At 73.2% G+C, this 26,619-nt stretch carries 22 protein-coding genes; 19 read left to right on the plus strand and 3 right to left on the minus strand.

Going from position 1 to position 26,619, the window contains the following annotated elements:
* The first annotated feature begins 23 nt into the window (after positions 1–23).
* From FGG90_RS01225 to FGG90_RS01235, 3 genes are all read left to right on the plus strand, one after another.
* Entirely contained in the window at positions 24–2,984 is a 2,961-nt protein-coding gene (locus FGG90_RS01225) for an MMPL family transporter (protein WP_094126003.1), read from the plus strand.
* Positions 2,981–4,876 (plus strand): YhgE/Pip domain-containing protein, encoded by a 1,896-nt coding sequence (locus tag FGG90_RS01230; RefSeq protein WP_094126002.1) that lies wholly within the window; start codon positions 2,981–2,983, stop codon positions 4,874–4,876. Before FGG90_RS01225 ends, FGG90_RS01230 begins: the two co-directional genes overlap by 4 nt.
* Before the next feature lie 130 nt (positions 4,877–5,006).
* Positions 5,007–6,326 (plus strand): hypothetical protein, encoded by a 1,320-nt coding sequence (locus FGG90_RS01235; RefSeq protein ID WP_094126001.1) that lies wholly within the window; start codon positions 5,007–5,009, stop codon positions 6,324–6,326.
* Between the two features lie 102 nt (positions 6,327–6,428).
* Here the strand turns inward: FGG90_RS01235 and FGG90_RS01240 are convergent, their stop codons facing one another.
* The gene (locus FGG90_RS01240) at positions 6,429–6,731 is read right to left on the minus strand and encodes a putative quinol monooxygenase (RefSeq protein WP_063072823.1); all 303 of its coding nucleotides are present in this window, start codon (positions 6,729–6,731) and stop codon (positions 6,429–6,431) included.
* Between the two features lie 197 nt (positions 6,732–6,928).
* Positions 6,929–7,804, minus strand: a complete 876-nt coding sequence (locus tag FGG90_RS01245; protein ID WP_094126000.1) for a sugar phosphate isomerase/epimerase family protein — start codon at positions 7,802–7,804, stop codon at positions 6,929–6,931.
* Positions 7,805–7,947: 143 nt separating this feature from the next.
* On the opposite strand from FGG90_RS01245, the gene FGG90_RS01250 reads away from it, so the two are divergent.
* The 15 genes from FGG90_RS01250 to FGG90_RS01320 all read left to right on the plus strand — a co-directional run bounded on the left by FGG90_RS01250 (position 7,948) and on the right by FGG90_RS01320 (position 24,460).
* Complete coding sequence (locus tag FGG90_RS01250; protein ID WP_094125999.1) at positions 7,948–8,781, plus strand: fructosamine kinase family protein; 834 nt, start codon at positions 7,948–7,950, stop codon at positions 8,779–8,781.
* Between the two features lie 116 nt (positions 8,782–8,897).
* Complete coding sequence (gene otsA, locus FGG90_RS01255; protein WP_094125998.1) at positions 8,898–10,493, plus strand: alpha,alpha-trehalose-phosphate synthase (UDP-forming); 1,596 nt, start codon at positions 8,898–8,900, stop codon at positions 10,491–10,493.
* A 5-nt stretch (positions 10,494–10,498) separates the two neighbouring features.
* Positions 10,499–11,326, plus strand: a complete 828-nt coding sequence (gene otsB, locus FGG90_RS01260) for a trehalose-phosphatase (RefSeq protein WP_094125997.1) — start codon at positions 10,499–10,501, stop codon at positions 11,324–11,326.
* An 83-nt stretch (positions 11,327–11,409) separates the two neighbouring features.
* On the plus strand, positions 11,410–14,418 hold the full coding sequence (locus FGG90_RS01265) for a Na+/H+ antiporter subunit A (protein ID WP_094125996.1): 3,009 nt from the start codon (positions 11,410–11,412) through the stop codon (positions 14,416–14,418).
* Positions 14,415–14,978, plus strand: a complete 564-nt coding sequence (locus FGG90_RS01270) for a Na(+)/H(+) antiporter subunit C (RefSeq protein ID WP_094125995.1) — start codon at positions 14,415–14,417, stop codon at positions 14,976–14,978. Before FGG90_RS01265 ends, FGG90_RS01270 begins: the two co-directional genes overlap by 4 nt.
* Positions 14,975–16,567: a Na+/H+ antiporter subunit D gene (locus FGG90_RS01275; protein ID WP_094125994.1), complete on the plus strand. Its 1,593-nt coding sequence runs from the start codon at positions 14,975–14,977 to the stop codon at positions 16,565–16,567. The genes FGG90_RS01270 and FGG90_RS01275 overlap by 4 nt, the downstream gene beginning before the upstream one ends.
* Positions 16,564–17,238: a Na+/H+ antiporter subunit E gene (locus FGG90_RS01280; protein WP_094125993.1), complete on the plus strand. Its 675-nt coding sequence runs from the start codon at positions 16,564–16,566 to the stop codon at positions 17,236–17,238. The genes FGG90_RS01275 and FGG90_RS01280 overlap by 4 nt, the downstream gene beginning before the upstream one ends.
* A complete protein-coding gene (locus tag FGG90_RS01285) occupies positions 17,235–17,510 on the plus strand; it encodes a monovalent cation/H+ antiporter complex subunit F (protein ID WP_094125992.1) in 276 nt (91 codons plus the stop codon). The genes FGG90_RS01280 and FGG90_RS01285 overlap by 4 nt, the downstream gene beginning before the upstream one ends.
* Positions 17,507–18,082 (plus strand): monovalent cation/H(+) antiporter subunit G, encoded by a 576-nt coding sequence (gene mnhG / locus FGG90_RS01290; protein WP_094125991.1) that lies wholly within the window; start codon positions 17,507–17,509, stop codon positions 18,080–18,082. Before FGG90_RS01285 ends, mnhG begins: the two co-directional genes overlap by 4 nt.
* A 63-nt stretch (positions 18,083–18,145) precedes the next feature.
* Positions 18,146–19,840, plus strand: a complete 1,695-nt coding sequence (gene ilvD, locus FGG90_RS01295) for a dihydroxy-acid dehydratase (protein ID WP_086516746.1) — start codon at positions 18,146–18,148, stop codon at positions 19,838–19,840.
* A 44-nt stretch (positions 19,841–19,884) separates the two neighbouring features.
* On the plus strand, positions 19,885–21,720 hold the full coding sequence (locus FGG90_RS01300) for an acetolactate synthase large subunit (protein ID WP_237583486.1): 1,836 nt from the start codon (positions 19,885–19,887) through the stop codon (positions 21,718–21,720).
* Positions 21,717–22,226 carry an acetolactate synthase small subunit gene (gene ilvN / locus FGG90_RS01305; RefSeq protein ID WP_094125990.1) on the plus strand — a complete coding sequence of 170 codons (510 nt, stop codon included), beginning with the start codon at positions 21,717–21,719 and terminating at the stop codon, positions 22,224–22,226. Before FGG90_RS01300 ends, ilvN begins: the two co-directional genes overlap by 4 nt.
* Before the next feature lie 164 nt (positions 22,227–22,390).
* Entirely contained in the window at positions 22,391–23,416 is a 1,026-nt protein-coding gene (ilvC, locus tag FGG90_RS01310) for a ketol-acid reductoisomerase (protein WP_086516748.1), read from the plus strand.
* Positions 23,417–23,561: 145 nt separating this feature from the next.
* Positions 23,562–24,095, plus strand: coding sequence for a hypothetical protein (locus FGG90_RS01315; RefSeq protein WP_094125989.1), 534 nt, complete (start codon positions 23,562–23,564; stop codon positions 24,093–24,095).
* The gene (locus tag FGG90_RS01320; protein WP_094125988.1) at positions 24,092–24,460 is read left to right on the plus strand and encodes a hypothetical protein; all 369 of its coding nucleotides are present in this window, start codon (positions 24,092–24,094) and stop codon (positions 24,458–24,460) included. The genes FGG90_RS01315 and FGG90_RS01320 overlap by 4 nt, the downstream gene beginning before the upstream one ends.
* A 78-nt stretch (positions 24,461–24,538) precedes the next feature.
* Here FGG90_RS01320 and FGG90_RS01325 read toward each other — a convergent pair whose 3' ends face one another.
* Entirely contained in the window at positions 24,539–24,940 is a 402-nt protein-coding gene (locus FGG90_RS01325) for a DoxX family protein (protein WP_094125987.1), read from the minus strand.
* A gap of 63 nt (positions 24,941–25,003) precedes the next feature.
* Between FGG90_RS01325 and serA the strand changes: the two genes are divergently transcribed.
* A complete protein-coding gene (gene serA / locus FGG90_RS01330; protein WP_094125986.1) occupies positions 25,004–26,593 on the plus strand; it encodes a phosphoglycerate dehydrogenase in 1,590 nt (529 codons plus the stop codon).
* Positions 26,594–26,619 lie beyond the last annotated feature (26 nt).

Consider the following 26,619-nt stretch of genomic DNA (forward strand, 5'->3'; position numbering starts at 1 on the left):
CCTCCGAAGGAGAGCCACCGCCCATGGCCACGCTGCTGTACCGACTCGGACGCATCTCGTTCCTCCACCCGTGGCGCGTCGTCGCCGCGTGGATCGTCATCCTCGGCATCCTGCTGGGCGGCGGGCTCGCGCTCGGCGGGAAGACGCAGGAGTCGTTCTCGATCCCGGGCACCGAGTCGCAGGAGGCCATCGACCGGCTGGCCGCCGTGTTCGCGCAGGCCGCGGGCGCGAGCGCGCAGATCGTGACCGAGGCGCCCGCGGGCGCCAAGGTCACCGACGACGCCGAGAAGGCGGCCATCGAGGCGACCGCGACGGCCGCGGCCGACGTGCCCGGCGTCGAGACGGCGCTCTCGCCCTTCTCCGAGTACGCGAGCGACGCGGTGTCCGAGGACGGCACCGTGGCGATCACGACCGTCCAGTTCGCCGGCCAGAGCGACCAGGTGACGACCGCGACGCTCGACGCGCTGAAGGAGTCGGCGCAGGCGGCCGAGGACGCGGGGATGACGGTGTCGTTCGGCGGCCAGGTCTTCCAGGACATCCACTACGGCGTGACCGTGACCGAGGCGTTCGGCGTGCTCTTCGCGGGCCTCGTGCTCGTGCTCACCTTCGGGTCGATGCTCGCGGCGGGGCTGCCGCTCATCGGCGCGCTCGTGGGCGTCGCGGCGTCCGCGGGCGCGCTGCTGGCGGCGTCGGCGTTCGTCACGGTCTCGAGCGCGTCGCCGCTCCTGGCCGTGATGATCGGGCTCGCGGTCGGCATCGACTACGCGCTCTTCATCCTCATGCGGCACCGGACGCAGCTCGCCAACGGCATGCCCGTCGAGCGCTCGGCCGCGACCGCGGTCGCCACCGCCGGCAGCGCCGTGATCTTCGCGGGCGTGACGGTGATCATCGCGCTGCTCGGCCTCCTCGTCGTGCAGATCCCGTTCCTCACGGTCATGGGCCTCGGAGCGGCCTTCGCGGTGCTGCTCGCCATGGGCGTCGCCACCACGCTGCTGCCGGCCATGCTCGGCTTCGCGGGCGAGCGCCTCCGGCCGAAGGAGGGCTCGCGGGCCGCGCGCCGCGCGAGGGCGCAGGCCGAGGGGACGCAGCGGACGCTCGGCGCGCGCTGGGTCAAGGTCGTCACGAAGGTGCCGATCATCCCCGTCGTGATCGTCATCGGCATCGCCGGCCTCCTCGCCGTGCCCGCGTCGCAGCTGCAGCTGGGGCTGCCGAGCGGGGCGACCGAGCCCGCGGGATCCACGAGCCGCGTCGCGTACGACACCGTCTCCGACGCGTTCGGGCCGGGCCACAACGGCCCGCTCGTCGTGCTCGTCGACATCACGCAGACGACCGACCCGATCGGGGTGCTCGGGCGGATCGGGGACGAGATCCGCGGGCTCGACGACGTGGCCTTCGTGGGCACCGGCACGCCCAACCCGTCGGTCGACACCGCCATCATCCAGGTGCTCCCGGACAGCCCGCCCGAGTCGGCGGAGACGACGGCGCTCATGCAGTCGATCCGCGACCTCGCGCCCGGCCTCCAGGACCGCTACGACACGCGCGTCTCCGTCACCGGCACCACGGCCGTGCAGAACGACATCTCGCAGCGGCTCGACCAGGCGCTCGTGCCGTTCGGGATCGTGGTGGTGGGGCTGTCGATCATCCTGCTGATGATCGTGTTCCGCTCGATCTTCGTGCCCGTGAAGGCCGCGGTCGGCTTCCTGCTGAGCGTCATCGTCTCGTTCGGCACCGTGGTGCTGATCTTCCAGGACGGGGCCTTCGCCGACGTCCTGGGCGTGACGCCCGGCCCCATCCTCAGCTTCATGCCCATCCTGCTCATGGCGATCCTGTTCGGCCTCGCCATGGACTACGAGGTGTTCCTCGTCTCCGGGATGCGCGAGGACTTCGTGCATCACGCCGACGCGAAGCGGGCCATCGTCACGGGCTTCTCGGGCGCCGCCCGGGTCGTGACGGCGGCCGCGCTCATCATGTTCTTCGTGTTCGCGGCGTTCGTGCCGGAGGGCGCGGGCGTCATCAAGACCATCGCCCTCGGCCTCGCGGTCGGCATCTTCTTCGACGCCTTCCTCGTGCGCATGACCCTGGTGCCCGCCGCCATGGCGCTCCTCGGGAGGCGCGCGTGGTGGATCCCGCGCTGGCTCGACCGGATCCTCCCGGACGTCGACATCGAGGGCGAGGGCCTGCGCGAGCACCAGGACGACGTGGACTGGGCGCGCGACTCGGGCGCCGCCGTCGCGGCCGAGCGGCTCGTCGCGGGCGTCCCCGGGCGACGGCTCGCGCCGGTCGACCTGCGCGCGCCGGCCGGATCCCTCGTGCTCGTCGAGGGCGACGTCGCCGACCGCCGGCTCCTCGGCGCCACGCTGGGGGCCCGGCTCGCGCCGCTCTCCGGCCGTGCGCAGGTCGCCGGGCACCCGCTCGCGTCCGAGTCCGGCCGCGTGCTCACGAGCGTCGCCATGGCCGACCTCGGCCGCGTCGACCGGGTGGACTCGGGGCTGACGGTGGGGGACCTCCTCGCGGAGCGCATCGACCTGTCCGAGCCGATGGGCCGCCGCCGCGGCGCACGCGCCCGGCAGGCCGAGTGGCTCGCCCGGATCGACCAGGCGGCCGACGCCGCGGGCGCGCTCCCCATCGGCGCCGACGACCCGGTCGGATCCCTCCTGCCGCTCGAGCGCGCCATCGCCCTCACCGCGGTCGCCGCCTCGGGACGCGCCCCCGTGCTCGTGCTCGACGTGGTGGACCCGTTCCCGGACGCCGCCGCCGAGCGCGCGTTCCTCGCCGCCCTGCCCGCGCTCGTCCACGAGAGCACGACCGTCCTCCTGGGCGCGCCGTGGTTCCCGGACGACCACGGGATCCCCGGGCGCCCCACCGTCCGCCTCCGGCTCGAGGCCGACGCGCCACCGTCGGGCGATCGACCCGACGACGACCGCGACGCCCGCCAGCCCGGCCACGACCAGACCGTCACCACCGTCGAGGAGACCCTCCGATGACCACCCGCTCCACCCGCCGACGCCTCGCCGTCGCCCTCGTCGCGATCGTGCCCCTCGCGGTCGCCGGCCTCTTCATCGGCTCGCTCTCGGACGTCGCGAAGGGCGTCGAGCGCGTGCCCGCCGCCATCGTCAACCAGGACGAGATCGTGCAGCAGAAGGCGCCCGACGGCACGGAGTCGCCCGTGCTCGCCGGCCGCCTGCTCGTGACGCAGCTCACCTCCGACGACAACCAGGCCTTCGACTGGACCATCACGAACGCCGACGAGGCGCAGCGGATGCTCGACGACGGCGAGGTCTACGCGGTGCTGACCGTGCCCAAGGACTTCTCCTCGTCGATCGTGTCGCTGTCGACGGAGACCCCGCAGCGCGCGCAGATCAGCGTGGAGACGGACGACGCGCACGGCTACCTGACGGGCGCGGCCACCCAGGCCGTCGGCGTCGGGATGACCAGCGTGTTCGGCAACGCCATCACCTCGCAGTTCGTCTCCGGCATCTACACGACCTTCGGCGGGCTCAAGGGCTCGCTCAGCGACGCCGGGGACGGCGCGACGAAGCTGGCCGACGGCGCGACCCAGCTCTCCGCGGGCGCCACGACGCTCGGCGACGGGATCACGCAGCTCGGCGACGGCATCGGCCGGACCCAGCAGGGCGCGACGCGGCTGGCGGACGGCCTCGGCACGTACACGGACGGCGTCTCGCAGCTGTCCTCCGGGCTCGACCGGCTGCAGACCGGCGCCGCCGGGCTCTCGCAGGTCTCCGACGGCGTCGGGCAGTACGCGGGTGGGGCCGGGCAGATCGCGCAGCAGGTCGCCGGACTCCGGCAGCAGCTCGCGGCGGACCCGCGGACGGCCCCGATCGCCGCGCAGCTCCAGCCGCTCGAGCAGGGGATCGACCAGTACGCCGCCCAGGGCCGCACGCTCGCGACGCAGGCGGCGGCGGGCATCCAGGGCGTGCAGCAGGGCATCGGCCAGAGCGCGTCCGGCGCGTCGCAGCTCGCGGCGAACGGCGGGGCGCTCGTCTCCGGCGCGCGCCAGCTCGGCGACGGCCTCGGCCAGCTGCGCACGGGCGCGACCGGCGCGGCGACGGGCGCGGGCGACCTCGCCACGGGCGCCACGTCGCTCTCGTCCGGCGCCACCGAGCTCGGGCAGGGCCTCGCGCAGGGCGCCGAGCAGATCCCCTCGCTCGACGCCGACCAGGCGGCCTCCGCCTCGGGCGTCGTCGCGGATCCGGTGGGCCTCACCGTGCAGCGCGAGAACGAGATCGACAACCCGGGCGACGCCATCGCCGCGATCTTCGTGCCCATCGGCCTCTGGCTCGGCTCCTTCGCGACCTTCCTCGTGCTGCGGCCGGCCGCGCGCCGCCTGCTCGCGTCGTCGGCCGCGACGGGCCGCGTCATGGGACGCGTGCTCGCCCGCGCCGGGCTGATCGCGCTCGCCCAGGTCGTGCTGCTCGTCGCCCTCGTGCACGCCGCGCTCGGCCTGTCGCTCGCGCTGCTGCCCGCGACCCTCGGGTTCGCCGCCGTCACCGCGGCGGCCTTCACCGCGATCCACTACCTGCTCCGCCAGGCGTTCGGCCGCACCGGCATGGTCGTCTCGCTCATCCTGCTGGCGGTGCAGGCCGCGGCGATGGGCGGGATCATCCCGCTGCAGCTCGTGGCGGAGCCGTTCCAGGCGATCAGCCCGTTCCTGCCGCTCACCTACGCGGCGTCGGGCATGCAGGCGATCATCGCCGGGGGAGCGCCCGCCGTCGCGTGGGGCGCCGCGGGCACGCTGGCGGCGTTCCTGCTGCTGAGCCTCGCCGTCTCCTACCTGGTGACGCGGCGCTCCCGGCGGGCGCGGAGCCTCGGCCTCCTGCCGGGCAGCGCGACGGCGTCGGCGGCCGTCGCCGTCTGACGCCTTCCGCACGACCCGATGCCGGGCGCCCTCGCGGGTGCCCGGCATCGCGCGTCTGGGGAGCCCGGCGCACGTGCGGCCGCGGCACCGCCTACCATTCGAGAACCGTTCTCGACAAGGAAGGCGCCCCATGCGCACCCCCTCCCTCCTCGGCGTCGGCCTCGTGGTCGTCGCCCTGCTCGCCGGCGGCGTCGGATCCGTCGCCGCCCCGCCCGAGACCGCGTCCGCCTCCGGCCGCGCGTCGTGGCTGCTCGTCGCCGACCCGGCGGCGCACGCCGTCTCGATCGTCGACTCCGCGACCGGCCGCACCACGGGCTCCCTCCCGGACACGACGCTGGGCGCGCACGCCGGCGTCGTGCAGCTGGGGCACGGCCGCATCGCCTTCGTCGACGAGGGCGGCCCGCGGCTCGACGTGGTCGACATCTCCTCCGCCGGGGTCCCGCGCCTCGCGTCGGCGACCCCGATCCCGTCCGCGGCCGGCACCTGGACGCGCGCCGGCTGGATCTCGGACGACGCCGGCCACCGGTACGTCGCGGTCGGGTCCGACCTCGACGGATCCACCACGCAGCAGGTCACGCTCGTCGACACGCGCACGGGCCGCGCGAGCACCGCGGAGATCCGCACGAGCGAGGTGACGCTCGCCACGACGGGCGCGCGCGGCACGGAGGAGATGGAGACGTTCCTCGTGGGATCCCCGCTGCGCCTCGTCGTGAGCGCCGGCGGGCACCTCGACGCCTACGACGCGGCCGACATCCTCCGCGGCGACGCGCACCCGGCCCCCGTCGCGTCGACGCCGCTCGGCGCGTACCCGCACGGGCCGATCGCGGACGCGCGCGGCACGGTCATCGGGTCGACCCTGCACGACGGCGTCGAGACGGTGCCGCTGACCCGGACCGGCTTCGGCACGGCCACCACCCGGGCGTACCCGGAGCGCGCGCAGCAGAGCTACCGGCCGCGCATGGCGCCGGACGGCGTGACCGCGGTGGGCGCGCAGGCGGGCGCCACCGCCGCCGACCCGGCCCTGCTCACGTCGTCGTCGATGCGCGGCGCGGGCATCGCGAGCGTCGCCCTCGGCACGGGGACGCCCACGCGCGCGGTCGTCGGGCCGTCCTCCGCCGCCGTGGTCGTGACGGAGGGTGGCGTCGACACCCTCGACCTCGTCGCGCGCGGCGCCGACGGCCTGTACGACGGGGCGGTCACGCGCGTCCGGCTCCCGGCGCTCGGGCAGGCGGCGGGCACCGGATCCTCCGCGCGCTTCCTCGCGGCCTCGGCCGACGGCTCGGAGCTGTTCCTCTCGCGGGCGGGGACGGGATCCGTGCTGGAGATCGACGTGCGCGGCACGACGGCCACCGTCCGCGGGACGATCGCCGTGCCGTCGGCGCTGGCGGACGGCGGCTACCTCGCCACCGTCGACCAGCACCAGCGGCCGTACGACCTCAGCGGGCGCTGACGCGCGGACGCCGACGCCGACGCCGACGCGGACGCCGCACCGCGCACGACGAGGGCCGCCCGGATCACCGGGCGGCCCTCGTCATGCGTCGTGCGGCGCCGGCTAGAGCGCGAGCGCGATGCGCCCGCTGAACACGCGGGTCACGGGCGGCGCGGCCAGAACCTCGCCGAGGCGCGCGGCGCCCTCGGGGGTGGCGCGCCAGGCGACGTAGGCGTCGTGGTCGGCGGTCGACGCCCACTGCTCGACCACGACCATGCGGGCGGGGTCGGCGTCGTCGACGAGGACCTCGAGGCCCTCGTTGCCCGCGAAGGCGCGGGTGGCCTGCAGGGTCTCGGCGAGGACGTCCGCGACGTCGCCGAGGCGCGTCTCGTCGACCTGGATCTCGAGGTGCACGGTGGTGCTCATGGTGTCTCCGGTCCCGACGCCGGGCGGGCGGGGCCCCGTGCGACGTCGCTCATGTGCGGGGACGTTCCCCTCGTCCATCCAACCCCCGCGGCCGTCGGGGCATGCCCGGGCGGGCGGCGCGGGCGTGTCGGCCGGAGGATCCGCGGGAGCCGCGCCCCGCTCAGCGGTCGCGGACGCCGCGGCGAGCGCGCACCGCCTCAGCGGTCGCGGCGGAGCGCCGTGCGGAGCCGCTGGTACCCGGAGAGCACGGGCGGGGCGACGGGCGTGCGCTCGGGTGCGGTGTCGAGCCGGAGCTGGCGCTGGGCGAACTCGCGCGTCTCGACGAGCATCGCGAGCCGCTGCTCCTCGGTCTTCGCCTTTCGCGTGTTGACCTCGGCGACGACGCCGCCCTGCCAGCCCTGCTCGGCGAGCCAGCGCAGGGTCTCGGCGACGGGCTGCGTGCCGCGGCCGGGGAGGAGGTGCTCGTCGAGGATGCGGCCGTCGTCCTGCGAGCCGGACCCGTCGCAGAGGTGCACGTGGCGCAGGCGCGATCCGAGGGACTTCGCCATCTCGAGCGCGTCCTGGCCGGAGAGCGAGGCGTGGGAGAAGTCGAGCGTGGTGGCGTCGCAGTCCATGTCGCGCGGATCCCAGCCGGGCGAGTACGCCTTCATGCTGCGGCCCGCGACCTGCCACGGGAACATGTTCTCGACCGCGATCTCGACGCCCGTCTCCGTCTGGATGGAGCGCACGATCTCGAGGAACGACTCGGCGTAGCCGGCCTGCCAGCGGAACGGCGGGTGCACCACGACGGCCGGGGCGCCGACCGCGCGCGCGAGCTCGGCCGACCGCTCCAGCTTCACCTTCGGGTCCCGCCCCCACACGAAGTGCGTGAGGAGGAGGACGGGCGCGTGGATCGACAGGATCGGCAGCCCGTGCTTCTCCGACAGGGCACGGAGGGCGGCGGCGTCCTGGGTGACCTCGTCGTTCGTCACCATGATCTCGACGCCGTCGAAGCCGGCGCGCTTCGCCATGGAGAAGGCGGCGTCGACGGGCTGGGGGTACACGCAGGTCGTGCTCATGCCTACTCGGATCACGACGGCGAGCGTACCCGCCGCCGCTGGGCGCCCGGGATACGCGGGAGGTCCGGCGCGTGTCGGGTACGCGACGCGGACAGGGGCGGTCGGCATGCTGGGAGGGACGACCGCGGCGCACGGCCGCGACGGCGGGAGGAGGCGGGATGTCGGCAGCGGGATCGGGCGGCGCGGCGGACGCGTACCGCAAGGAGCGGGCGGACGCGCCGCGCGGCTTCTTCGAGGCGGAGGCGGCGGGGCTGGCGTGGCTCGCCGAGGCGGAGCCCGCCGGGGGAGCGCGCGTCGTGCGCGTGCTCGACGTCGCGCCCGGGCGCATCGACCTCGAGCGGCTGCGGCCGGCGTGCCCCACCCGGGACGCGGCCCGCGCGTTCGGGGCGGCCCTCGCGATCACGCACGACGCGGGGGCCGACGGCTTCGGGTCCCCTCCGCCGCGGATCGACGGGCCGGCGTTCATCGGGCGCCAGCCGCTCTCGGTCGGCCGCGTCGCCCCGGGCGTCGGCGACGCCTCCGGAGCCGGATCCGGATCCGGCTGGGGCGCCTGGTACGCCCGCGAGCGCGTCCTGCCGTACCTCCGCCGCGCGGTCGACGCCGGGAACGCGACCGCCGCGCAGGCGGCCGACGTCGAGCGGGCCTGCACGGCCGCATCCGATGGCCGGTTCGACGACGGCGCTCCGGCCGCGCGGATCCACGGCGACCTGTGGTCGGGCAACGTGCAGTGGACCGACGGGGGAGCGGTAATCATCGACCCGGCCGCGCACGGCGGCCACCGCGAGACCGACCTCGCGATGCTCGCCCTCTTCGGCTGCTCGGGCCTCGACGACGTGCTCGGCGCGTACGCCGACGCCGGATCCCTCGCCCCCGACTGGCGCGACCGCGTCGCGCTCCACCAGCTCCATCCGCTCGCCGTCCACGCCGCGTCGCACGGACCGGCCTACGGCGACGCCCTCCATGACGCGGCGCGCGCGGTGCTCCGGATGTGAGGAGGCCCGCCCGCCGTCGTCACGGGCCGACGCGGCCCGGCCGTCCGGCGATCGCACTGGTAGCCTCGGATGACCGAGCAGGCACGACAGACCTCTGCGAGAACGAGACGGGAACCGTGACTCCGCCACCCTCATCCACGCCCTCCGCGACCGAGACGACCGCCGCCGAGCAGGCGGACGGCGGCGAGGTCCGGCCCGGCACCTACGACCTCGTCGTCGTCTCCAACCGCCTCCCCGTCGACCGCGTCGTCGCCGCCGACGGCAGCACCTCCTGGCGGCACTCGCCGGGCGGCCTCGTCACGGCGCTCGAGCCCGTCATGCGCGCCAACGAGGGCGCGTGGGTGGGATGGCCCGGCATCGCCGACCACGACGTCGAGCCGTTCGTCGACGCGGGCATCTCGATCATCCCCGTCACCCTCACGGAGCAGGACCTCGCGGAGTACTACGAGGGCTTCTCCAACGACACGCTCTGGCCGCTGTACCACGACGTCATCGCGCAGCCCAGCTACCACCGGGAGTGGTGGGACACGTACGTCAGCGTCAACCAGCGCTTCGCCGACGCGGCCGCCACGGCCGCCGCCCCCGGCGCCACCGTGTGGGTGCAGGACTACCAGCTGCAGCTCGTGCCGAAGATGCTCCGCGAGCAGCGTCCGGACCTCACGATCGGCTTCTTCAACCACATCCCGTTCCCGCCGTACGGCATCTACTCGCAGCTGCCGTGGCGCACGCAGATCATCGAGGGCCTCCTCGGCGCCGACGTCATCGGCTTCCAGCGCGTCGCCGACGCCGGCAACTTCACCCGCGCGGTCCGGCGCCTGTTCGGCTACACGACGCGCGGATCCACGGTCGACGTGCCCGTGCGCGGCGGCATCCCGCTCACCGTCCCCGGCACCAAGCCGTCGAAGCCCGTCCGCGAGCTCCGCACCCGCCAGGTCGTCGCCAAGCACTACCCGATCTCCATCGACGCGCGCAGCTACGAGGAGATGGCCAAGGACCCGGCCATCCAGGAGCGCGCCCGCCAGATCCGCGCCGACCTCGGCAACCCGAAGACGATCCTCCTGGGCGTCGACCGGCTCGACTACACGAAGGGCATCGGCCACCGCCTCAAGGCGTTCGGCGAGCTCCTCGCCGAGGGCCGCGTCACGGTGGAGGACGCCACGCTCGTCCAGGTGGCGAGCCCCAGCCGCGAGCGGGTCGAGACCTACAAGCAGCTGCGCGACGAGATCGAGCTGACGGTCGGCCGCATCAACGGCGACTACGGCTCCATCAGCCACACCGCCATCAGCTACCTGCACCACGGCTACCCGCGCGAGGAGATGGTGGCGCTGTGCCTGGCCGCCGACGTCATGCTCGTCACGGCGCTCCGCGACGGCATGAACCTCGTCGCCAAGGAGTACGTCGCCACCAAGCACTCCAACGAGGGCGTGCTCGTGCTGAGCGAGTTCGCGGGGGCCGCGGACGAGCTGAAGGCAGCGCTCCTCGTGAACCCGCACGACATCGAGGGGCTCAAGGAGGCGATCCTCCGCGCCATCGAGATGCCGAAGGCGGAGCAGCGCAAGCGCATGCGGTCGCTCCGCAAGCGCGTCTTCGAGAACGACGTCGCCGCGTGGTCGAGCTCCTTCCTGTCCGACCTCGGTCGCACGCACGCCGCCTCGATCCACGAGGGCCCCGACGAAGAGGTCGTCGAGCCCCTCATGGACGAGGGCTGGTAGCGCGCGTGGCCGAGCTGACCACCGACATCCAGGCCAAGGGCGGCCGCGGCTTCCCGGGCCGCCTCTTCGAGGCCCTCACCGAGCTCGCGCGCACGCCGCGCCTGCTCGTCGCGCTCGACTTCGACGGCACCCTCGCGCCCGAGGTCGACGACCCGGAGAAGGCGCGCGCCGTGCCCGAGGCCCGCGCGGCCGTCCTGGCGCTCCTCGCGCTGCCGGACACGCGCGTCGCGCTCGTCTCGGGGCGCGCGCTCCGCAGCCTCGAGGCGGTGGCCGACCTGCCGGACGAGGTGCTGCTCGTGGGATCCCACGGCGTGGAGATCCGCCTCGACAGCGACGACATCGAGCTCGTGCTCGACGAGGGCGAGCTGGCGCAGCGCGGCGTGCTCTCGGACGTGCTCGGCCAGGTCGCCGACTCCCTCGACGAGGTGTGGATCGAGGAGAAGCCCGCGGGCTTCGCCCTCCACACGCGCCTCGCCACGGAGAAGCACAGCCGCATCGCGCACCTCGTCGCGACGCAGGAGGCGCACGCGGAGGTCGACGGCCTCAAGGTGCGCTCCGGCAAGGACGTGCTCGAGTTCAGCATCCGCCAGGCCACCAAGGGCGAGGCCGTCGAGCACCTCCGCCGGTACGCGGAGGCGTCCGCGGTGTTCTACGCCGGCGACGACGTCACCGACGAGGACGCGTTCGCCGCGCTCCAGGCCGGCGACCTCGGCCTCAAGAGCGGCACCGGCGCCACCGCCGCCGACTTCCGCGTCGACGGCCCGCACGACGTGGCGCGCGTGCTGCAGGTGCTCGCGGACCTCCGCGGCGAGCCGGTCGTCCAGCCCGGGTGACCTCGCGGGCCTCCGCGCCCGGGACGTTCAGGCAGGCCCCAGGTAGACTGGGGAAATAGCCGACTCGCGAGAGGAGACCGCAGTTGCTCGTCCTCCTCTCGGCGTTCCTGATCGCCTCGATCCTGCTGCCGCTCCTCACCCGGGCGCTCGGCGTGCGCGCGTTCGTCGTCGCCGCGCTCGTGCCCGCCGCGGCCTTCGTCTTCACCGCCCTGCAGGGGCCGGCCGTGCTGCCCGACGGCGAGGTCGTGGAGCGGCTGGAGTGGATCCCGTCGCTCGGCATCGTCCTCGACATGCGGATGGACGCGCTGTCCTGGCTCCTCGCGCTGGTCGTGACGGGCGTCGGCGCCCTCGTCCTCCTCTACTGCGCGCGCTACTTCCGCTCGGGTGAGGACGGCCTCGGTCGGTTCGCCGGCCTCCTGCTCGCCTTCGCCGGGGTGATGTACGGCCTCGTCCTCGCGGACGACGTGTTCGTGCTCTTCACCTTCTGGGAGGCGACGAGCGTCCTCTCCTACCTCCTCATCGGCCACTACACCGGCAAGAAGGCGAGCCGCGGCGCCGCGCTGCAGGCGCTCCTCGTGACCACCGCCGGCGGGCTCGCGATGCTCGTGGGCCTCGTGATCCTCTCGGTCGCGGGCGGCACGACGAGCCTCGCGCAGCTCGTGGCCGACCCGCCCGGCGGCCCGCTGATCCCGGTCGCCGTGGTGCTGATCCTGCTCGGCGCCCTCTCGAAGTCGGCGCTCGTGCCCTTCCACTTCTGGCTCCCGGCGGCGATGGCCGCGCCGACCCCGGTGAGCGCGTACCTGCACGCCGCCGCGATGGTCAAGGCCGGCATCTACCTCATCGCCCGCCTCGCGCCCGGCTACGCCGACGTCCCCGGCTGGCGCGTGCTGCTCGTCTCGCTCGGCGTCGCGACGATGCTCGTCGGCGGCTGGCGCGCGCTCAAGCAGATGGACCTCAAGCTCGTCCTCGCCTATGGCACGGTGAGCCAGCTCGGCTTCCTCACGGTGGTCGTCGGCTACGGCACGCGCGACGCGGCGCTCGCGGGCGTCGCCCTCCTGCTCGCGCACGCGCTGTTCAAGGCCACGCTCTTCCTCGTCGTCGGCGTCGTGGACCACCGGGCCGGCACGCGCGACCTCCGAAAGATCAGCGGGCTCGGCCGCAAGGCGCCCGTGCTCGCGGTGATCACGGCGCTCGCCCTCGCCTCGATGGCGGGCCTGCCGCCGTTCCTCGGCTTCGTCGCGAAGGAGGCCGTGCTCTCCGCGCTCCTCCTCGACGCGGAGCTGGGCGGCGGCCTGGGCGGGGTCGCGCTCGTCGGCGTCTCGGTCGGATCCTGCCTCACGGTCGCGTACAGCGCCCGCTTCCTGTGGGGCGCCTTCGCCCGCAAGCGCGGCGTGGACGAGGTCCAGCCGGTGCACGAGCACCTCGACTTCCTCGTGCCGCCCGCCGTGCTCGCGGCGACCGGCCTCGTGCTCGGCTTCCTCGCCTCGACCGTCGACGGCTGGATCGCCGGCTACGCCGACACGCTGCCGGCCGTGAGCGCGGGCGCCTCCGGCGAGCCCGACCACACCTACCACCTGGCGCTCTGGCACGGGATCGAGCCGGCGCTGCTGATCTCGGCGGGCACGCTCGTCGTCGGCCTCGCGATGTTCCGCCTCCGCGACGGCGTCTTCGCCCTCCAGTCCCGCGTGCCGGCGTGGATCGACGCCGCGCGCGTCTACTGGGCCTCGATGCGCCTCATCGACCGGGTCGCGGCGCGCACCACGGCCACCACGCAGCGCGGGTCGCTGCCGTTCTACCTCGGCGTCATCCTGCTCGTGCTCATCGGCTCGGTGGGCTCCGCGCTCGCGCTCAACCGCTCCTGGCCCGCGACGGCCGTGCCGTTCGACCACCCGGCGCAGCCCGTCATCGGCGTCGTGATGATCGTGGCCGCCATCGCCGCCGCCCGCGCCGGCAAGCGCTTCCAGGCCGTCGTGCTCGTCGGCGTCACCGGATACGGCATGGCCGCGCTCTTCGCGCTGCACGGCGCGCCCGACCTCGCGCTCACGCAGGTGCTCATCGAGACGATCACGCTGGTCGCGTTCGTTCTCGTGCTCCGCCGCCTGCCCGTGCGGCTGGGGGAGCGGAACCGCTCGGTGCACCCGATCTGGCGCGCGTCCATCGGCATCGCCGTCGCCGCGCTCATGTCCACGGTCGCGGTGGTCGCGCTCGGCGCGCGCGTCGCGTCGCCCATCTCGCTGGAGTTCCCGCGCCTCGCCTACGAGCAGGGCCACGGCAGCAACGTCGTCAACGTCACGCTCGTCGACCTCCGCGGCTGGGACACGATGGGCGAGATCTCGGTGCTCATCGTCGCGGCCACGGGCGTCGCGAGCCTCATCTTCCTCAACCGCCGCACCGACTCCCTGCCCCGCCTCACGGCCCCCTCGCGCCGCAGCCTGCTCGCGCGCCTCTCCGGGCGGCACGACCCGTCGACCGCGGAGGCGCCGCTCGAGGTGGAGCAGGGCGCCGACGGACCGAGGATGGAAGCGCGCGAGGCCGTCAAGGACCAGGGGCGCACCGAGCGCAGCCCCTGGCTCCTCGCGGGCCGCACGCTCGCGCCGCAGAACCGGTCGATCCTCCTCGAGGTCGTCGTGCGGCTCCTGTTCCACAGCCTCATCGTCGTGTCGGTCTACCTGCTGTTCTCCGGCCACAACCTGCCGGGCGGCGGGTTCGCGGGCGGCCTCCTCGCGGGCATGGCGCTCGTCGCGCGCTACCTCGCGGGCGGACGCTACGAGCTCGGCGCCGCCGCCCCCGTCGACGCGGGCCGCGTGCTCGGCACCGGCCTCGTCTTCGCCGTCGGCACCGCGATCGTGCCGCTCGTCTTCGGCGCCGACGCCCTCACCTCCACCTGGATCGACACCGAGGTGCCCTTCGTCGGCCACGTCGAGTTCGTCACCAGCACCTTCTTCGACGTCGGCGTCTACCTCGTCGTCGTCGGCCTCACGCTCGACGTGCTCCGCAGCCTCGGCGCGGAGGTCGACCGCCAGGAGGAGAGCGACCGGACGGTCGAGCAGGGAGCGGACGGGATGGAGACCGAGCAGGGGGTGAGCGTGTGAGCGTCTCCGTCACCCTCATCCTGATCATGGCCGCGCTGTACGCCACGGGCATCTACCTCATGCTCGAGCGCAGCATGACGCGCGTGCTCCTCGGGTTCCTGCTCGTGGGCAACGCGACCAACATCCTGATCCTGATCATGTCCGGCCGCGTGGGCCTCGCGCCCATCTACGACCCCGACGTGGACCCGTCGGAGTACGCCGACCCGCTCCCGCAGGCGCTCATCCTCACGGCCATCGTCATCACGTTCGGCGTCTCGGCGTTCCTGATGGCCCTCATCTACCGCTCCTGGCGGCTGGCCAACGCCGACGTGGTGACGGACGACGAGGACGACCTCGCGATGCGCGGCCCCCGCACGGGCCTCGGAGAGGAGCCCACCGTCCCCGACGACGACGACACCGAGTTCGGCACCAACGCCGAGGCCGCCATCGCCTCCGCCCGGAAGCTCCGCGGCAACCGATCCGATCTGGAAGAAGCCATCGACGACTCCGCCGACGACGACGACGACCGCGACTTCCGCACGAGGCGCGCCGAGAAGGAGAAGGGGGAGGAGGGCCGGTGACGATCTTCCCGACCCTCATCCCGCTCGTCGTCCTCGTGCCGCTGCTCGGCGCGGCGGCGGCCCTCGTCGCCGCGCGCCAGCGCCGCCTGCAGGTCGCCGTCTCGGTGCTCGCGCTCCTGGTCGTCGTGGTGATCAGCGCCGTGCTGCTCGTGCTCGTGGACCAGCAGGGCGGCCAGTCCGTCGAGGTCGGCGGGTGGGCGGCGCCGTTCGGCATCGTCCTCGTGGTCGACCGGCTCTCGGCGCTCATGCTGTTGATCTCGTCGATCGTGCTGCTCGCGGTCCTCATGTTCTCGATCGGCCAGGGCCTCGAGGACGGCGACGGCGAGACGCCCGTCTCGATCTTCAACCCGACCTACCTGATCCTCGCGGCCGGCGTCTTCAACGCCTTCGTCGCGGGCGACCTCTTCAACCTCTACGTCGGGTTCGAGATCCTGCTCGTGGCGAGCTACGTGCTGCTCACGCTCGGCGGCACCGAGGCGCGGATCCGCGCGGGCGTCACGTACATCGTCGTGAGCCTCGTCTCCTCGATGCTGTTCCTCGCGTCGATCGCCATGATCTACGGCGCCCTCGGCACGGTGAACATCGCGCAGATCTCCGTGCGGCTCGACGAGATCCCGCCGGACGTGCAGCTGATCCTGCACATCATGCTGCTGGTCGCGTTCGGCATCAAGGCGGCCGTCTTCCCGCTGTCGTTCTGGCTGCCGGACTCCTACCCCACGGCGCCCGCGCCCGTCACGGCGGTCTTCGCGGGCCTCCTCACCAAGGTCGGCGTGTACGCGATCCTCCGCACGGAGACGGTCATGTTCCCGACCGACCAGCTCTCCACGGCGCTCATGGTGGTGGCGGCGCTGACCATGGTGATCGGCATCCTCGGCGCGGTCGCGCAGGCCGACATCAAGAGGCTGCTGTCGTTCACGCTCGTGAGCCACATCGGCTACATGATCTTCGGCATCGCGCTCAACACCGTGGCCGGCATGACCGCGACCATCTACTACGTGATCCACCACATCGTCGTGCAGACCACGCTGTTCCTCGCCTCGGGGCTCATCGAGCGCACGGGCGGCAGCACGTCCATCAACCGGCTCGGCGGCCTGCTGAAGGCGGCGCCGGTCATGGCGATCCTGTTCTTCATCCCCGCGCTCAACCTCGGCGGCATCCCGCCGTTCTCGGGCTTCATCGGCAAGGTCGCGCTCTTCGACTCCGGCGCCGAGGTCGGCGGCTGGCTCACCTACGCCGTCATCGCGGCGGGCGCGGCCACGAGCCTCCTCACCCTCTACGCCCTCGCCCGCGTCTGGAACATGGCGTTCTGGCGCGGGGCCGAGGAGGTCGAGGACTACGAGTCGCCCCTGCTCGAGCAGCTCTCCGAGCGCCCGGGCGGCGAGGCCGTGACGACCGTCCGCAAGACGCCCGTGCTCATGACCGGAGCGACCGCCGGCATGGTCGTCGTCAGCGTCGCCCTCACCGTCTTCGCCGGCCCGGTCTACGCCCTCTCCGAGCGCGCGGGGGAGAGCCTCACCGGGCCCGGATCCGGCAACGGCTCGGGCGAGCAGGGCTACGTCGAGACCGTCTTCCCGGGCGGCGTCCGATGACCCCGCGCCGCGCCCGCGCGCGCGCCGAGCGGCTCACGCTCCTGGTGCAGCTGCCGCTCCTCGTCTGGCTCGTGATCCTGTGGCTCCTGCTCTGGGGCCACGTCACCGTCATCTCGGTGGTCACCGGCATCGTCCTGGCGCTGCTCGTCACGCGCGTGTTCTACCTGCCGCCCGTGGAGCTGTCGGGCCGGTTCGACATCCGCTGGGCGCTGATCCTGCTCGGGCACTTCGCGGTCGACCTCGTGCGCGCGTCCTTCCAGGTCGCGGCGCAGGCGTTCGACTGGCGCCGCGTGCCCGTCAACTCGGTCATCGCCGTGCACCTGCACACGCGCAGCGACTTCGTCATGACGCTCACGGCCGAGGTCGTGTCGCTCGTCCCCGGCTCGATCGTCGTCGAGGCCGACCGCGAGCGCTCGATCCTGTACCTCCACGCCCTCGGCACCCCCACCCCCGAGGACGTGGAGCGCGTCCGCCGCACGACGCTCGACGTGGAGAGCCGCATCGTCTTCACCCTCGGCACGGCCGACGACGTGTGGCGCGTCAACCGCGAGCGGCGCGAGACGGGCCGCGAGCCGCTGCTGCAGACCCGCCGGCAGCGCGCGCACGAGCTGGTGCGGGACCGCGACCTCGAGGCGGGGCTCATCACGACGACGGGGGAGGAGCTCGCGTGAGCATCGTCATGCAGGTCGGCTGGGTGCTCGTCGGCGTCCTCTTCTTCTCGGCCGCGGTGATGGCGCTCGTGCGCATCGTGCGCGGGCCGAGCATCCTCGACCGGATCATCGCGTCCGACGTGCTGCTCACCACGCTCATCTGCGTGCTCGGCGCCGAGATGGTGTTCAACGGCCACACCCGCACGGTCCCGGTGATGCTCGTGCTCGCCATGACCGCCTTCCTCGCGACCGTCGCCGTCGCCCGCTACGTCTCGAAGCAGGACCCCTCGTGAACGACGTGCTCGCCTCCGGCCCCCTCGCCGACGCCCTCGACGTCGCGAGCCTCGTGCTCCTGCTCCTCGGCGGCGTGCTGTCGGTCGCCGCGGGCGTGGGCCTCCTGCGCTTCCCGGACCCGCTGGCGCGCATGCACGCGGCGACCAAGCCGCAGATCCTCGGCGTGATCCTCGTGCTCCTCGCGCTCGCCCTCCAGTCGAGGAGCCTCAGCACGGTCGCGATGCTCGTGCCCGTCCTCCTCTTCCAGATGCTCACCGCGCCCATCTCGGCCCACATGGTCGGCCGCGCCGGCTACCGCCTCCGCCACTTCCTGCGCGACGACCTGCTCGTCGACGAACTGGAGGAGGCCATCGACCGGGCCCACGAGGAGCTGCGCGACGCGGACGAGGTCGACGCCTCGACGCTCCCCGTGGGGTCCGCCGAGAACATCGCCGCCGAGGAGGCGGGCCACGTCCCCGGCGGCGCCGGTCCCCGCGACGAGGCGGCCACCGTGGCCTCGTCCGCTGACCCCGGGGACGGCGCCCGCGCGGACGAGCCGGACGACGGGCGCCTGCCCCCGGGCATCGGCTGACGCGGCGATCCGCTCGCCCCCAGCCCGCCGGGACTGCTCCGCGCGAGGATCTAAGCTCGTCCCATGCCTGAGATCGACATGAAGCCCCGGAGCCGTGACGTCACCGACGGGATCGAGGCCACGTCCTCGCGCGGCATGCTCCGCGCCGTCGGCATGGGCGACGAGGACTGGGAGAAGCCCCAGATCGGCGTCGCCAGCTCGTGGAACGAGGTCACGCCCTGCAACCTCAGCCTCGACCGCCTCGCGCAGGGCGCCAAGGAGGGCGTGCACGCGGGCGGCGGCTACCCGCTCCAGTTCGGCACCATCTCCGTCAGCGACGGCATCGCGATGGGCCACGAGGGCATGCACTTCTCGCTCGTCTCGCGCGAGGTCATCGCCGACAGCGTCGAGACCGTCATGATGGCCGAGCGCCTCGACGGATCCGTCCTCCTCGCGGGCTGCGACAAGTCCCTCCCCGGCATGCTCATGGCCGCCGCGCGCCTCGACCTCTCCTCGGTGTTCCTCTACGCCGGATCCATCGCCCCCGGCTGGGTGAAGCTCTCCGACGGCACGGAGAAGGAGGTCACGATCATCGACGCCTTCGAGGCCGTCGGCGCGTGCAAGGCCGGGACGATGAGCCAGGAGGACCTGACCCGCATCGAGAAGGCCATCTGCCCGGGTGAGGGCGCCTGCGGCGGCATGTACACCGCCAACACCATGGCGAGCGTGGCCGAGGCCCTCGGCATGAGCCTCCCCGGATCCGCCGCGCCGCCGAGCGCCGACCGCCGCCGCGACTACTTCGCGCACCGCTCCGGCGAGGCCGTCGTCAACCTCATCGCGAAGGGCATCACCGCGCGCGACATCATGACGAAGGAGGCGTTCGAGAACGCCATCTCCGTCGTCATGGCGTTCGGCGGGTCCACCAACGCGGTCCTCCACCTCCTCGCCATCGCGCGCGAGGCCGAGGTCGACCTCCAGCTCTCCGACTTCAACCGCATCGCCGACCGCGTGCCGCACCTCGGCGACCTCAAGCCCTTCGGCCGCTTCGTCATGAACGACGTCGACCGCGTCGGCGGCGTCCCCGTCGTGATGAAGGCGCTGCTCGACGCGGGCCTGCTGCACGGCGACGTCATGACGGTCACCGGCCGCACCATGCGCGAGAACCTCGAGTCGATGGACCTCGCGGACCTCGACGGCACGGTCCTCCGCAAGATGGACGACCCCATCCACGCCACGGGCGGCATCAGCGTGCTGCACGGCTCCCTCGCCCCCGAGGGCGCCGTCGTCAAGACCGCCGGCTTCGACCTCGACGTGTTCGAGGGACCGGCCCGCGTCTTCGAGCGCGAGCGCGCCGCCATGGACGCCCTCACGGAGGGCCGCATCTCGAAGGGCGACGTCATCGTCATCCGCTACGAGGGCCCGAAGGGCGGCCCCGGCATGCGCGAGATGCTCGCCATCACGGGCGCCATCAAGGGCGCCGGCCTCGGCAAGGATGTACTACTCTTGACGGACGGTCGATTCTCAGGCGGCACAACCGGACTGTGCATCGGCCACATGGCTCCCGAGGCGGTGGACGCAGGTCCCGTCGCCTTCGTGCGCGATGGAGACCGGATCCGCGTCGACATCGCCGCTCGCACGCTCGACCTACTGGTCGACGACGCCGAGCTCGCCGCCCGCCGTGAGGGGTGGGCCCCTCTCCCGCCGCGCTACACGCGCGGAGTCCTCGCCAAGTACGCCAAGCTCGTGCACTCGGCCGCCGAGGGCGCCATCACGGGATGACCCCCTCCTCACCTCCCGCACCACCTCCCAGGAATCGCGCACCCATGCCAGCTCTGCCCACCCCGCCCCCCACGCCGCAGGCGCCGACCGCCCACCAGGGCGACGAGATCCTCACGGGCGCCGAGGCGGTCGTCCGCACCCTCGAGCTCCTCGGGGTCGACGACATCTTCGGCCTCCCCGGCGGCGCGATCCTCCCCACCTACGACCCGCTCATGGACTCGACGAAGCTGCGCCACATCCTCGTCCGCCACGAGCAGGGCGCCGGCCACGCGGCCGAGGGCTACGCGTCCTCGAGCGGCCGCACCGGCGTCTGCATCGCCACCTCCGGCCCCGGCGCCACGAACCTCGTGACCGCCATCGCCGACGCCTACATGGACTCGGTGCCTCTGCTCGCGATCACCGGCCAGGTCTTCTCCACCCTCATGGGCACCGACGCCTTCCAGGAGGCCGACATCGTGGGCATCACGATGCCCATCACGAAGCACAGCTTCCTCGTCACCAAGCCCGAGGACATCCCGGCCACCATCGCGTCGGCGTACCACATCGCGTCCACGGGCCGTCCGGGCCCCGTCCTCGTCGACATCACGAAGGACGCGCAGCAGCTCGAGGCGCCGTTCCACTGGCCGCCGAAGATCGACCTGCCCGGCTACCGTCCCGTCGTCAAGGCGCACGGCAAGCAGATCCAGGCCGCGGCGCAGCTGCTGGTCGAGGCGAAGAAGCCCGTGCTCTACGTGGGCGGCGGCGTGATCCGCGCCAAGGCCCACGAGGAGCTCCTCGCGCTGGCCGAGGCGGTCGGCGCCCCCGTCGTCACCACGCTCATGGCGCGCGGCGCGTTCCCGGACTCGCACCCGCAGCAGCTCGGCATGCCGGGCATGCACGGCACGGTGCCGGCGGTGCTCGCGCTCCAGGAGTCCGACCTGCTCGTCTCGCTCGGCGCGCGCTTCGACGACCGCGTCACCGGCAAGGCGTCGCTGTTCGCCCCGGACGCGAAGGTCGTCCACGTCGACGTCGACCCGGCGGAGATCTCCAAGATCCGCATCGCCGACGTCCCCATCGTGGGCGACGCGAAGGACGTCATCGCCGACCTCGCCGTCGCGTTCCGCGAGGCGAAGGCCGCGTCCGCCGTGGAGCAGGACATCTCCGAGTGGTGGACGTACCTCGACGGGCTCCGCGAGGAGTTCCCGCTCGGGTACACGCCGCCCGCGGACGGCCAGCTGGCGCCGCAGTACGTCATCCAGCGCATCGGCGAGATCACGGGACCCGAGGGCGTCTTCGCCTCGGGCGTCGGCCAGCACCAGATGTGGGCCGCGCAGTTCATCAAGTACGAGCGCCCCAACTCGTGGCTCAACTCCGGCGGCGCCGGCACCATGGGCTACTCGGTGCCCGCGGCGATGGGCGCCAAGGTCGCCCAGCCCGACCGCGACGTGTGGGCGATCGACGGCGACGGCTGCTTCCAGATGACCAACCAGGAGCTCGCCACCTGCACGATCAACGACATCCCCATCAAGGTCGCGATCATCAACAACTCCTCGCTCGGCATGGTGCGGCAGTGGCAGACCCTCTTCTACGAGGGCCGCTACTCCAACACCGACCTGAACACGGGCGGGGGCACGCGCATGGTCCCCGACTTCGTGAAGATGGCCGACGCGTACGGCGCCCTCGGCATCCGCGTGACGAAGCCGGAGGAGGTGGACGACGCGATCCGCCTGGCGCTCGCGACGAACGACCGCCCCGTCGTCATCGACTTCGTGGTCAGCCGCGACGCCATGGTGTGGCCGATGGTGCCGCAGGGCCTCAGCAACAGCGCCATCCAGTACGCCCGCGACCACGCGCCCAGCTGGGACGACGACCTCGCCGAGACCGGGAGGACCGAGAAGTGAGCCACATCCTGAGCCTCCTGGTGGAGGACAAGCCGGGCCTCCTCACCCGCGTCGCCGGGCTCTTCGCCCGCCGCGGCTTCAACATCGAGTCGCTCGCGGTCGGCGCGAGCGAGATCGAGGGGCTGTCGCGCATCACCGTCGTCGTCGACGTGGAGGCGCTGCCGCTCGAGCAGGTGACCAAGCAGCTCAACAAGCTCGTCAACGTCATCAAGATCGTCGAGCTCGACCCGGGCCAGGCGGTGGAGCGGGAGCACCTGCTCGTGAAGGTGCGCGTGGACAACTCGACCCGCTCCCAGGTGCTCGAGGCCGTGAACCTCTTCCGCGCCCGCGTGGTCGACGTGGCCACCGACGCGCTGATCATCGAGGTCACGGGCGACTCGGGCAAGGTGCAGGCGCTCCTGCGCGTGCTCGAGCCCTTCGGCATCAAGGAGCTCGCGCAGTCGGGCCTCCTGGCCATGGGGCGCGGCTCGAAGTCGATCACCGACCGCGTCTTCCGCACCTCCTAGGGAACGCACGACGGCGCCCGCGGGGCAGCCGCTAGGCTCCCCGCGCACGGCACGACGCACGCACCCGAACGTCCACCACCCACGCCCCGCGCGAGCGCGAGGCGGCTCGGCACGACCGCCCCTCGCACCACCCGCGGGGACGACAGAACAAGGAGATCCATCACGTGACTGACATCGTCTACGACAAGGACGCCGACCTCTCGCTCATCCAGGGTCGCAAGGTCGCCGTCATCGGCTACGGCTCGCAGGGCCACGCGCACGCGCTCAACCTGCGCGACTCCGGCGTCGAGGTCGTCATCGGCCTCAAGGAGGGCTCGACGAGCCGCGCCAAGGCCGAGGAGCAGGGCTTCACGGTCAAGACGCCCGCCGACGCGTCCGCCTGGGCCGACGTCATCGTGATCCTCGCGCCGGACCAGCACCAGCGCGGCCTCTACGCCGACAGCGTCCGCGACAACCTCACCGAGGGCAAGACGCTCGTCTTCGCGCACGGCTTCAACATCCGCTTCGGCTACATCGAGGCGCCCGAGGGCGTCGACGTCATCCTCGTCGCCCCCAAGGGCCCGGGCCACACCGTGCGCCGCGAGTTCGAGGCCGGCCGCGGCGTCCCCGTCATCGTCGCCGTCGAGGTCGACGCGTCGGGCAAGGCGTGGGACCTCGCCTGGTCGTACGCCAAGGGCATCGGCGGCCTGCGCGCCGGCGCCATCCGCACCACCTTCACCGAGGAGACCGAGACCGACCTGTTCGGCGAGCAGGCCGTGCTCTGCGGCGGCACCTCGCAGCTGGTCCAGTACGGCTTCGAGACGCTGATCGAGGCGGGCTACCAGCCGCAGATCGCGTACTTCGAGGTGCTGCACGAGCTCAAGCTCATCGTCGACCTCATGTGGGAGGGCGGCATCGCCAAGCAGCGCTGGAGCATCTCCGACACGGCCGAGTACGGCGACTACGTCTCCGGCCCGCGCGTCATCACGCCCGACGTCAAGGAGAACATGAAGGCCGTCCTCGCGGACATCCAGTCGGGTGCCTTCGCGAAGCGCTTCATCGACGACCAGGACGCCGGCGCGCCCGAGTTCCTCGAGCTGCGCAAGAAGGGCGAGGAGCACCCCATCGAGTCGACCGGTCGCGAGCTGCGCAAGCTCTTCGCGTGGAACAAGGCCGACGACGACTACACGGACGGCTCGGTCGCCCGCTAGCCGACGCTCCACCCGCATCACCGGACGCCCGGTCGCCTCGCGCGACCGGGCGTCCGCGCATGCGGACCCGATCGTGCGCGTCGGGCGCGTCCTCGGTGTGGGCGCGCGCGGCGGGCGCTCGGATCGGAACCCGTACGATCGGGGGATGCCCCGCACCCCCGACGACGACGCCCTGAGCTGGGCCGGCGAGGAGGCGGATCCGACGCTCGCCCGCTCGCCGGAGCCGCAGCGCCCCCAGCCGCGCCGCACCTCCGCCGACGCCCGCGACGCGGACGCAGGTCGCGCATCCGCCCTCGGGGCGACGGCCGCGCGCCGTGCCGCCGCCGCAGCCGACGCGCCCGCCTCGGACGGTCCCGCCGCGCGTGGCCGCCTGGTCGACGAGGCCGAGGCCGCGCCCGAGGCGTCGCCCGAGGTCGTCGGGCTGGCGTTCTTCGGCGCCGTCGCGATCCTCGAGGCCATCGCCTGGTTCTTCGTGGTGCGCGACAACCCGTCGAACGCCGGATCCGCGTTCCAGGTCGGCGTGGCCCAGGCCACCGAGGCGCTCACCGTCCTCGCGCCCGTGCTGTGGCTGGCGGCCGTGGTCGCCGCCGGGCGCGGGATGCGCCTCGGCCGCCGCATGCTCGTGCTCGCGGTCGGCGCCGTGATCCTGTTCCCCTGGCCCTGGCTGGTGACGCGGTGAGCGCCGAGCGCACGACGGCCGGGTCGCCGGCGCCCGCTGCCGCCCGCCTGCGGCGCGGCCGGCCCACGCGAGCCGGCTGGGTCGTCGGGATCCTCGGCGCGATCGCCCACGGGATCCTCGTGTGGCAGGCGGTCGACCAGTACACGGCCTTCCGCGACATCGCGGCGGCCTTCGGCGGGACGCTCCGCGGGGGCACGGTGGCGGCGCTCGTCGGCGCGATCCTGGTGCCCGTCGTCGCGTTCGTCGTCGCGGCGCGCGCCACGCGCGGGCGCCCGATCGCCGCGCGCGTGCTCGTGATGCTCGCGGGCCTCGCCGCGGCGAGCGCGCTCACGGTGGGCCTCGCGACCCTGGTGCCGATGCTCTGACGCCGTCCCGCCCCGGCGATCGACCGCGGGCGCACGGCCCGTCGGACGGCGGACGGCGGTCGACGGCCGGCGTGGGCGCTACAGCGGCCAGCCCGCGAACAGCACCAGCGCGATCAGCACGACCTGCGCCACGAGCCGCGGCACCAGCGGGATCGCGATGCGCCCGAAGCGCTCCGGATGGCGCGCCGCGAAGGCGTTCGCGGGGAAGACGGCGACGAGGAACACCGCCAGCGCGATGCCCGCCGCGAGGCGGACGGGCTCGACGAGGAGGCCCACGCCGCCGGCGATCTCGCAGACGCCGGTGAACCACACGAGCGCCAGGGGAGAGGGCACGCCGGGCCGCCGGAAGGACGGCGGGATGATCTCCGCCATGACCCGGGCGGCCTTGGGTGCGAAGTGGTTCACCCCCATCCCGACGAACACGAGGGCCAGCAGGATCCGCACGGCGAGCTGGATCGCAGCCCACGTCTCATCGCTCATCCGCCCATTGTGGGGCCACTAGCATGTGATGGTCCCAGCCGCCCCCAGCCCGAAGGACCCCCATTGACCAAGCCCGTGGTGCTCATCGCCGAAGAACTCTCGCCCGCCACCGTCGACGCCCTGGGGCCCGACTTCGACGTCCGATCCGTCGACGGCACCGACCGCCCGGCGCTGCTCGCGGCCCTCGCCGAGGCGGACGCGGTGCTCGTGCGCTCCGCCACCAAGATCGACGCGGAGGCCATCGCCGCGGCGCCGCGCCTCCAGGTCGTCGCCCGCGCGGGCGTGGGCCTCGACAACGTCGACATCAAGGCCGCGACCACCGCGGGCGTCATGGTCGTGAACGCGCCGACCTCGAACGTCATCTCGGCCGCCGAGCTCGCCATCGGCCACATCCTCTCGCTCGCGCGCTTCATCCCGGACGCGAGCGCGTCGCTCAAGCAGGGCCTCTGGAAGCGCTCCTCGTTCACGGGCGTCGAGCTCTACGAGAAGACCATCGGCATCGTCGGCCTCGGCCGCATCGGCACGCTCGTGGCCCAGCGCCTCGCGGGCTTCGGCGCCACGCTCGTCGCGTACGACCCCTACGTCACGCCGGCCCGCGCGCAGCAGCTGGGCGTGCGCCTCCTCCCGCTCGACGAGCTGATGGCCGCGTCCGACTTCATCACCATCCACATCCCCAAGACGCCCGACACCACGGGCCTCATCTCGACGGAGCAGTTCGCGCTCGCGAAGCCGTCGCTGCGCATCGTCAACGCGAGCCGCGGCGGCATCATCGACGAGGACGCGCTCTACACGGCGCTCAAGTCGAAGCGCATCGCGGGCGCCGGGCTCGACGTGTTCGTGAGCGAGCCGCCCACGGGGTCGCCGCTGCTCGAGCTCGACAACATCATCGTCACGCCGCACCTCGGCGCCTCCACCGACGAGGCGCAGGAGAAGGCCGGCGTGTCGGTCGCGAAGAGCGTGCGCCTGGCGCTCGGCGGCGAGCTCGTCCCGGACGCGGTCAACGTCGCCGGCGGCGTCATCGACCCGTACGTGCGCCCCGGCATCCCGCTGATGGAGAAGCTCGGCCAGGTGTTCTCCGGCCTCGCGCACGAGGCGCTCACGAGCATCGACGTCGTCGTCCGCGGCGAGCTCGCCGGCTACGACGTGAGCGTGCTCAAGCTCGCGGCGCTCAAGGGCGTGTTCACGAACGTCGTCAGCGAGAACGTCTCGTACGTCAACGCGCCGCTCCTCGCGGAGCAGCGCGGGCTCGAGGTGCGCCTCATCACGGACGCGGTCTCGGAGGAGTACCGCAACGTGCTCAGCATCCGCGGCGCGCTGTCCGACGGCACGCAGGTGTCGGTCTCGGGCACGCTCACCGGCACGAAGCAGATCGAGAAGCTCGTCGAGATCGACGGCTACGACGTCGAGGTGCCGTTCAGCCGCCACCTCATCGTCATGAAGTACGAGGACCGCCCGGGCATCGTCGCGGTGTACGGCAAGGAGTTCGGCGACGCGGAGGTCAACATCGCGGGCATGCAGATCGCCCGCCAGGAGGCCGGCGGCCGCGCGCTCAGCGTGCTGAGCGTCGACTCGCCCGTGCCCGACGGCGTGCTGGAGAACGTGCGGAAGGCCATCCAGGCCACGTCGCTGCGCGAGATCGACATCGCCGACTGATCCCCGTCGGAACCATCACCGCGAGG

This window comes from Clavibacter michiganensis subsp. tessellarius (genome assembly GCF_021922985.1).
Taxonomy (GTDB): Bacteria; Actinomycetota; Actinomycetes; order Actinomycetales; family Microbacteriaceae; genus Clavibacter; species Clavibacter tessellarius.

Coding starts and splice junctions, on each gene's coding strand:
- FGG90_RS01225 (WP_094126003.1), top strand. CDS start 24: ATGGCCACGCTGCTGTACCGACTCGGACGCATCTCGTTCCTCCACCCG.
- FGG90_RS01230 (WP_094126002.1), top strand. CDS start 2,981: ATGACCACCCGCTCCACCCGCCGACGCCTCGCCGTCGCCCTCGTCGCG.
- FGG90_RS01235 (WP_094126001.1), top strand. CDS start 5,007: ATGCGCACCCCCTCCCTCCTCGGCGTCGGCCTCGTGGTCGTCGCCCTG.
- FGG90_RS01240 (WP_063072823.1), bottom strand. CDS start 6,731: ATGAGCACCACCGTGCACCTCGAGATCCAGGTCGACGAGACGCGCCTC.
- FGG90_RS01250 (WP_094125999.1), top strand. CDS start 7,948: ATGTCGGCAGCGGGATCGGGCGGCGCGGCGGACGCGTACCGCAAGGAG.
- FGG90_RS01280 (WP_094125993.1), top strand. CDS start 16,564: ATGACCCCGCGCCGCGCCCGCGCGCGCGCCGAGCGGCTCACGCTCCTG.
- ilvD (WP_086516746.1), top strand. CDS start 18,146: ATGCCTGAGATCGACATGAAGCCCCGGAGCCGTGACGTCACCGACGGG.
- FGG90_RS01300 (WP_237583486.1), top strand. CDS start 19,885: ATGCCAGCTCTGCCCACCCCGCCCCCCACGCCGCAGGCGCCGACCGCC.
- FGG90_RS01315 (WP_094125989.1), top strand. CDS start 23,562: ATGCCCCGCACCCCCGACGACGACGCCCTGAGCTGGGCCGGCGAGGAG.
- FGG90_RS01325 (WP_094125987.1), bottom strand. CDS start 24,940: ATGAGCGATGAGACGTGGGCTGCGATCCAGCTCGCCGTGCGGATCCTG.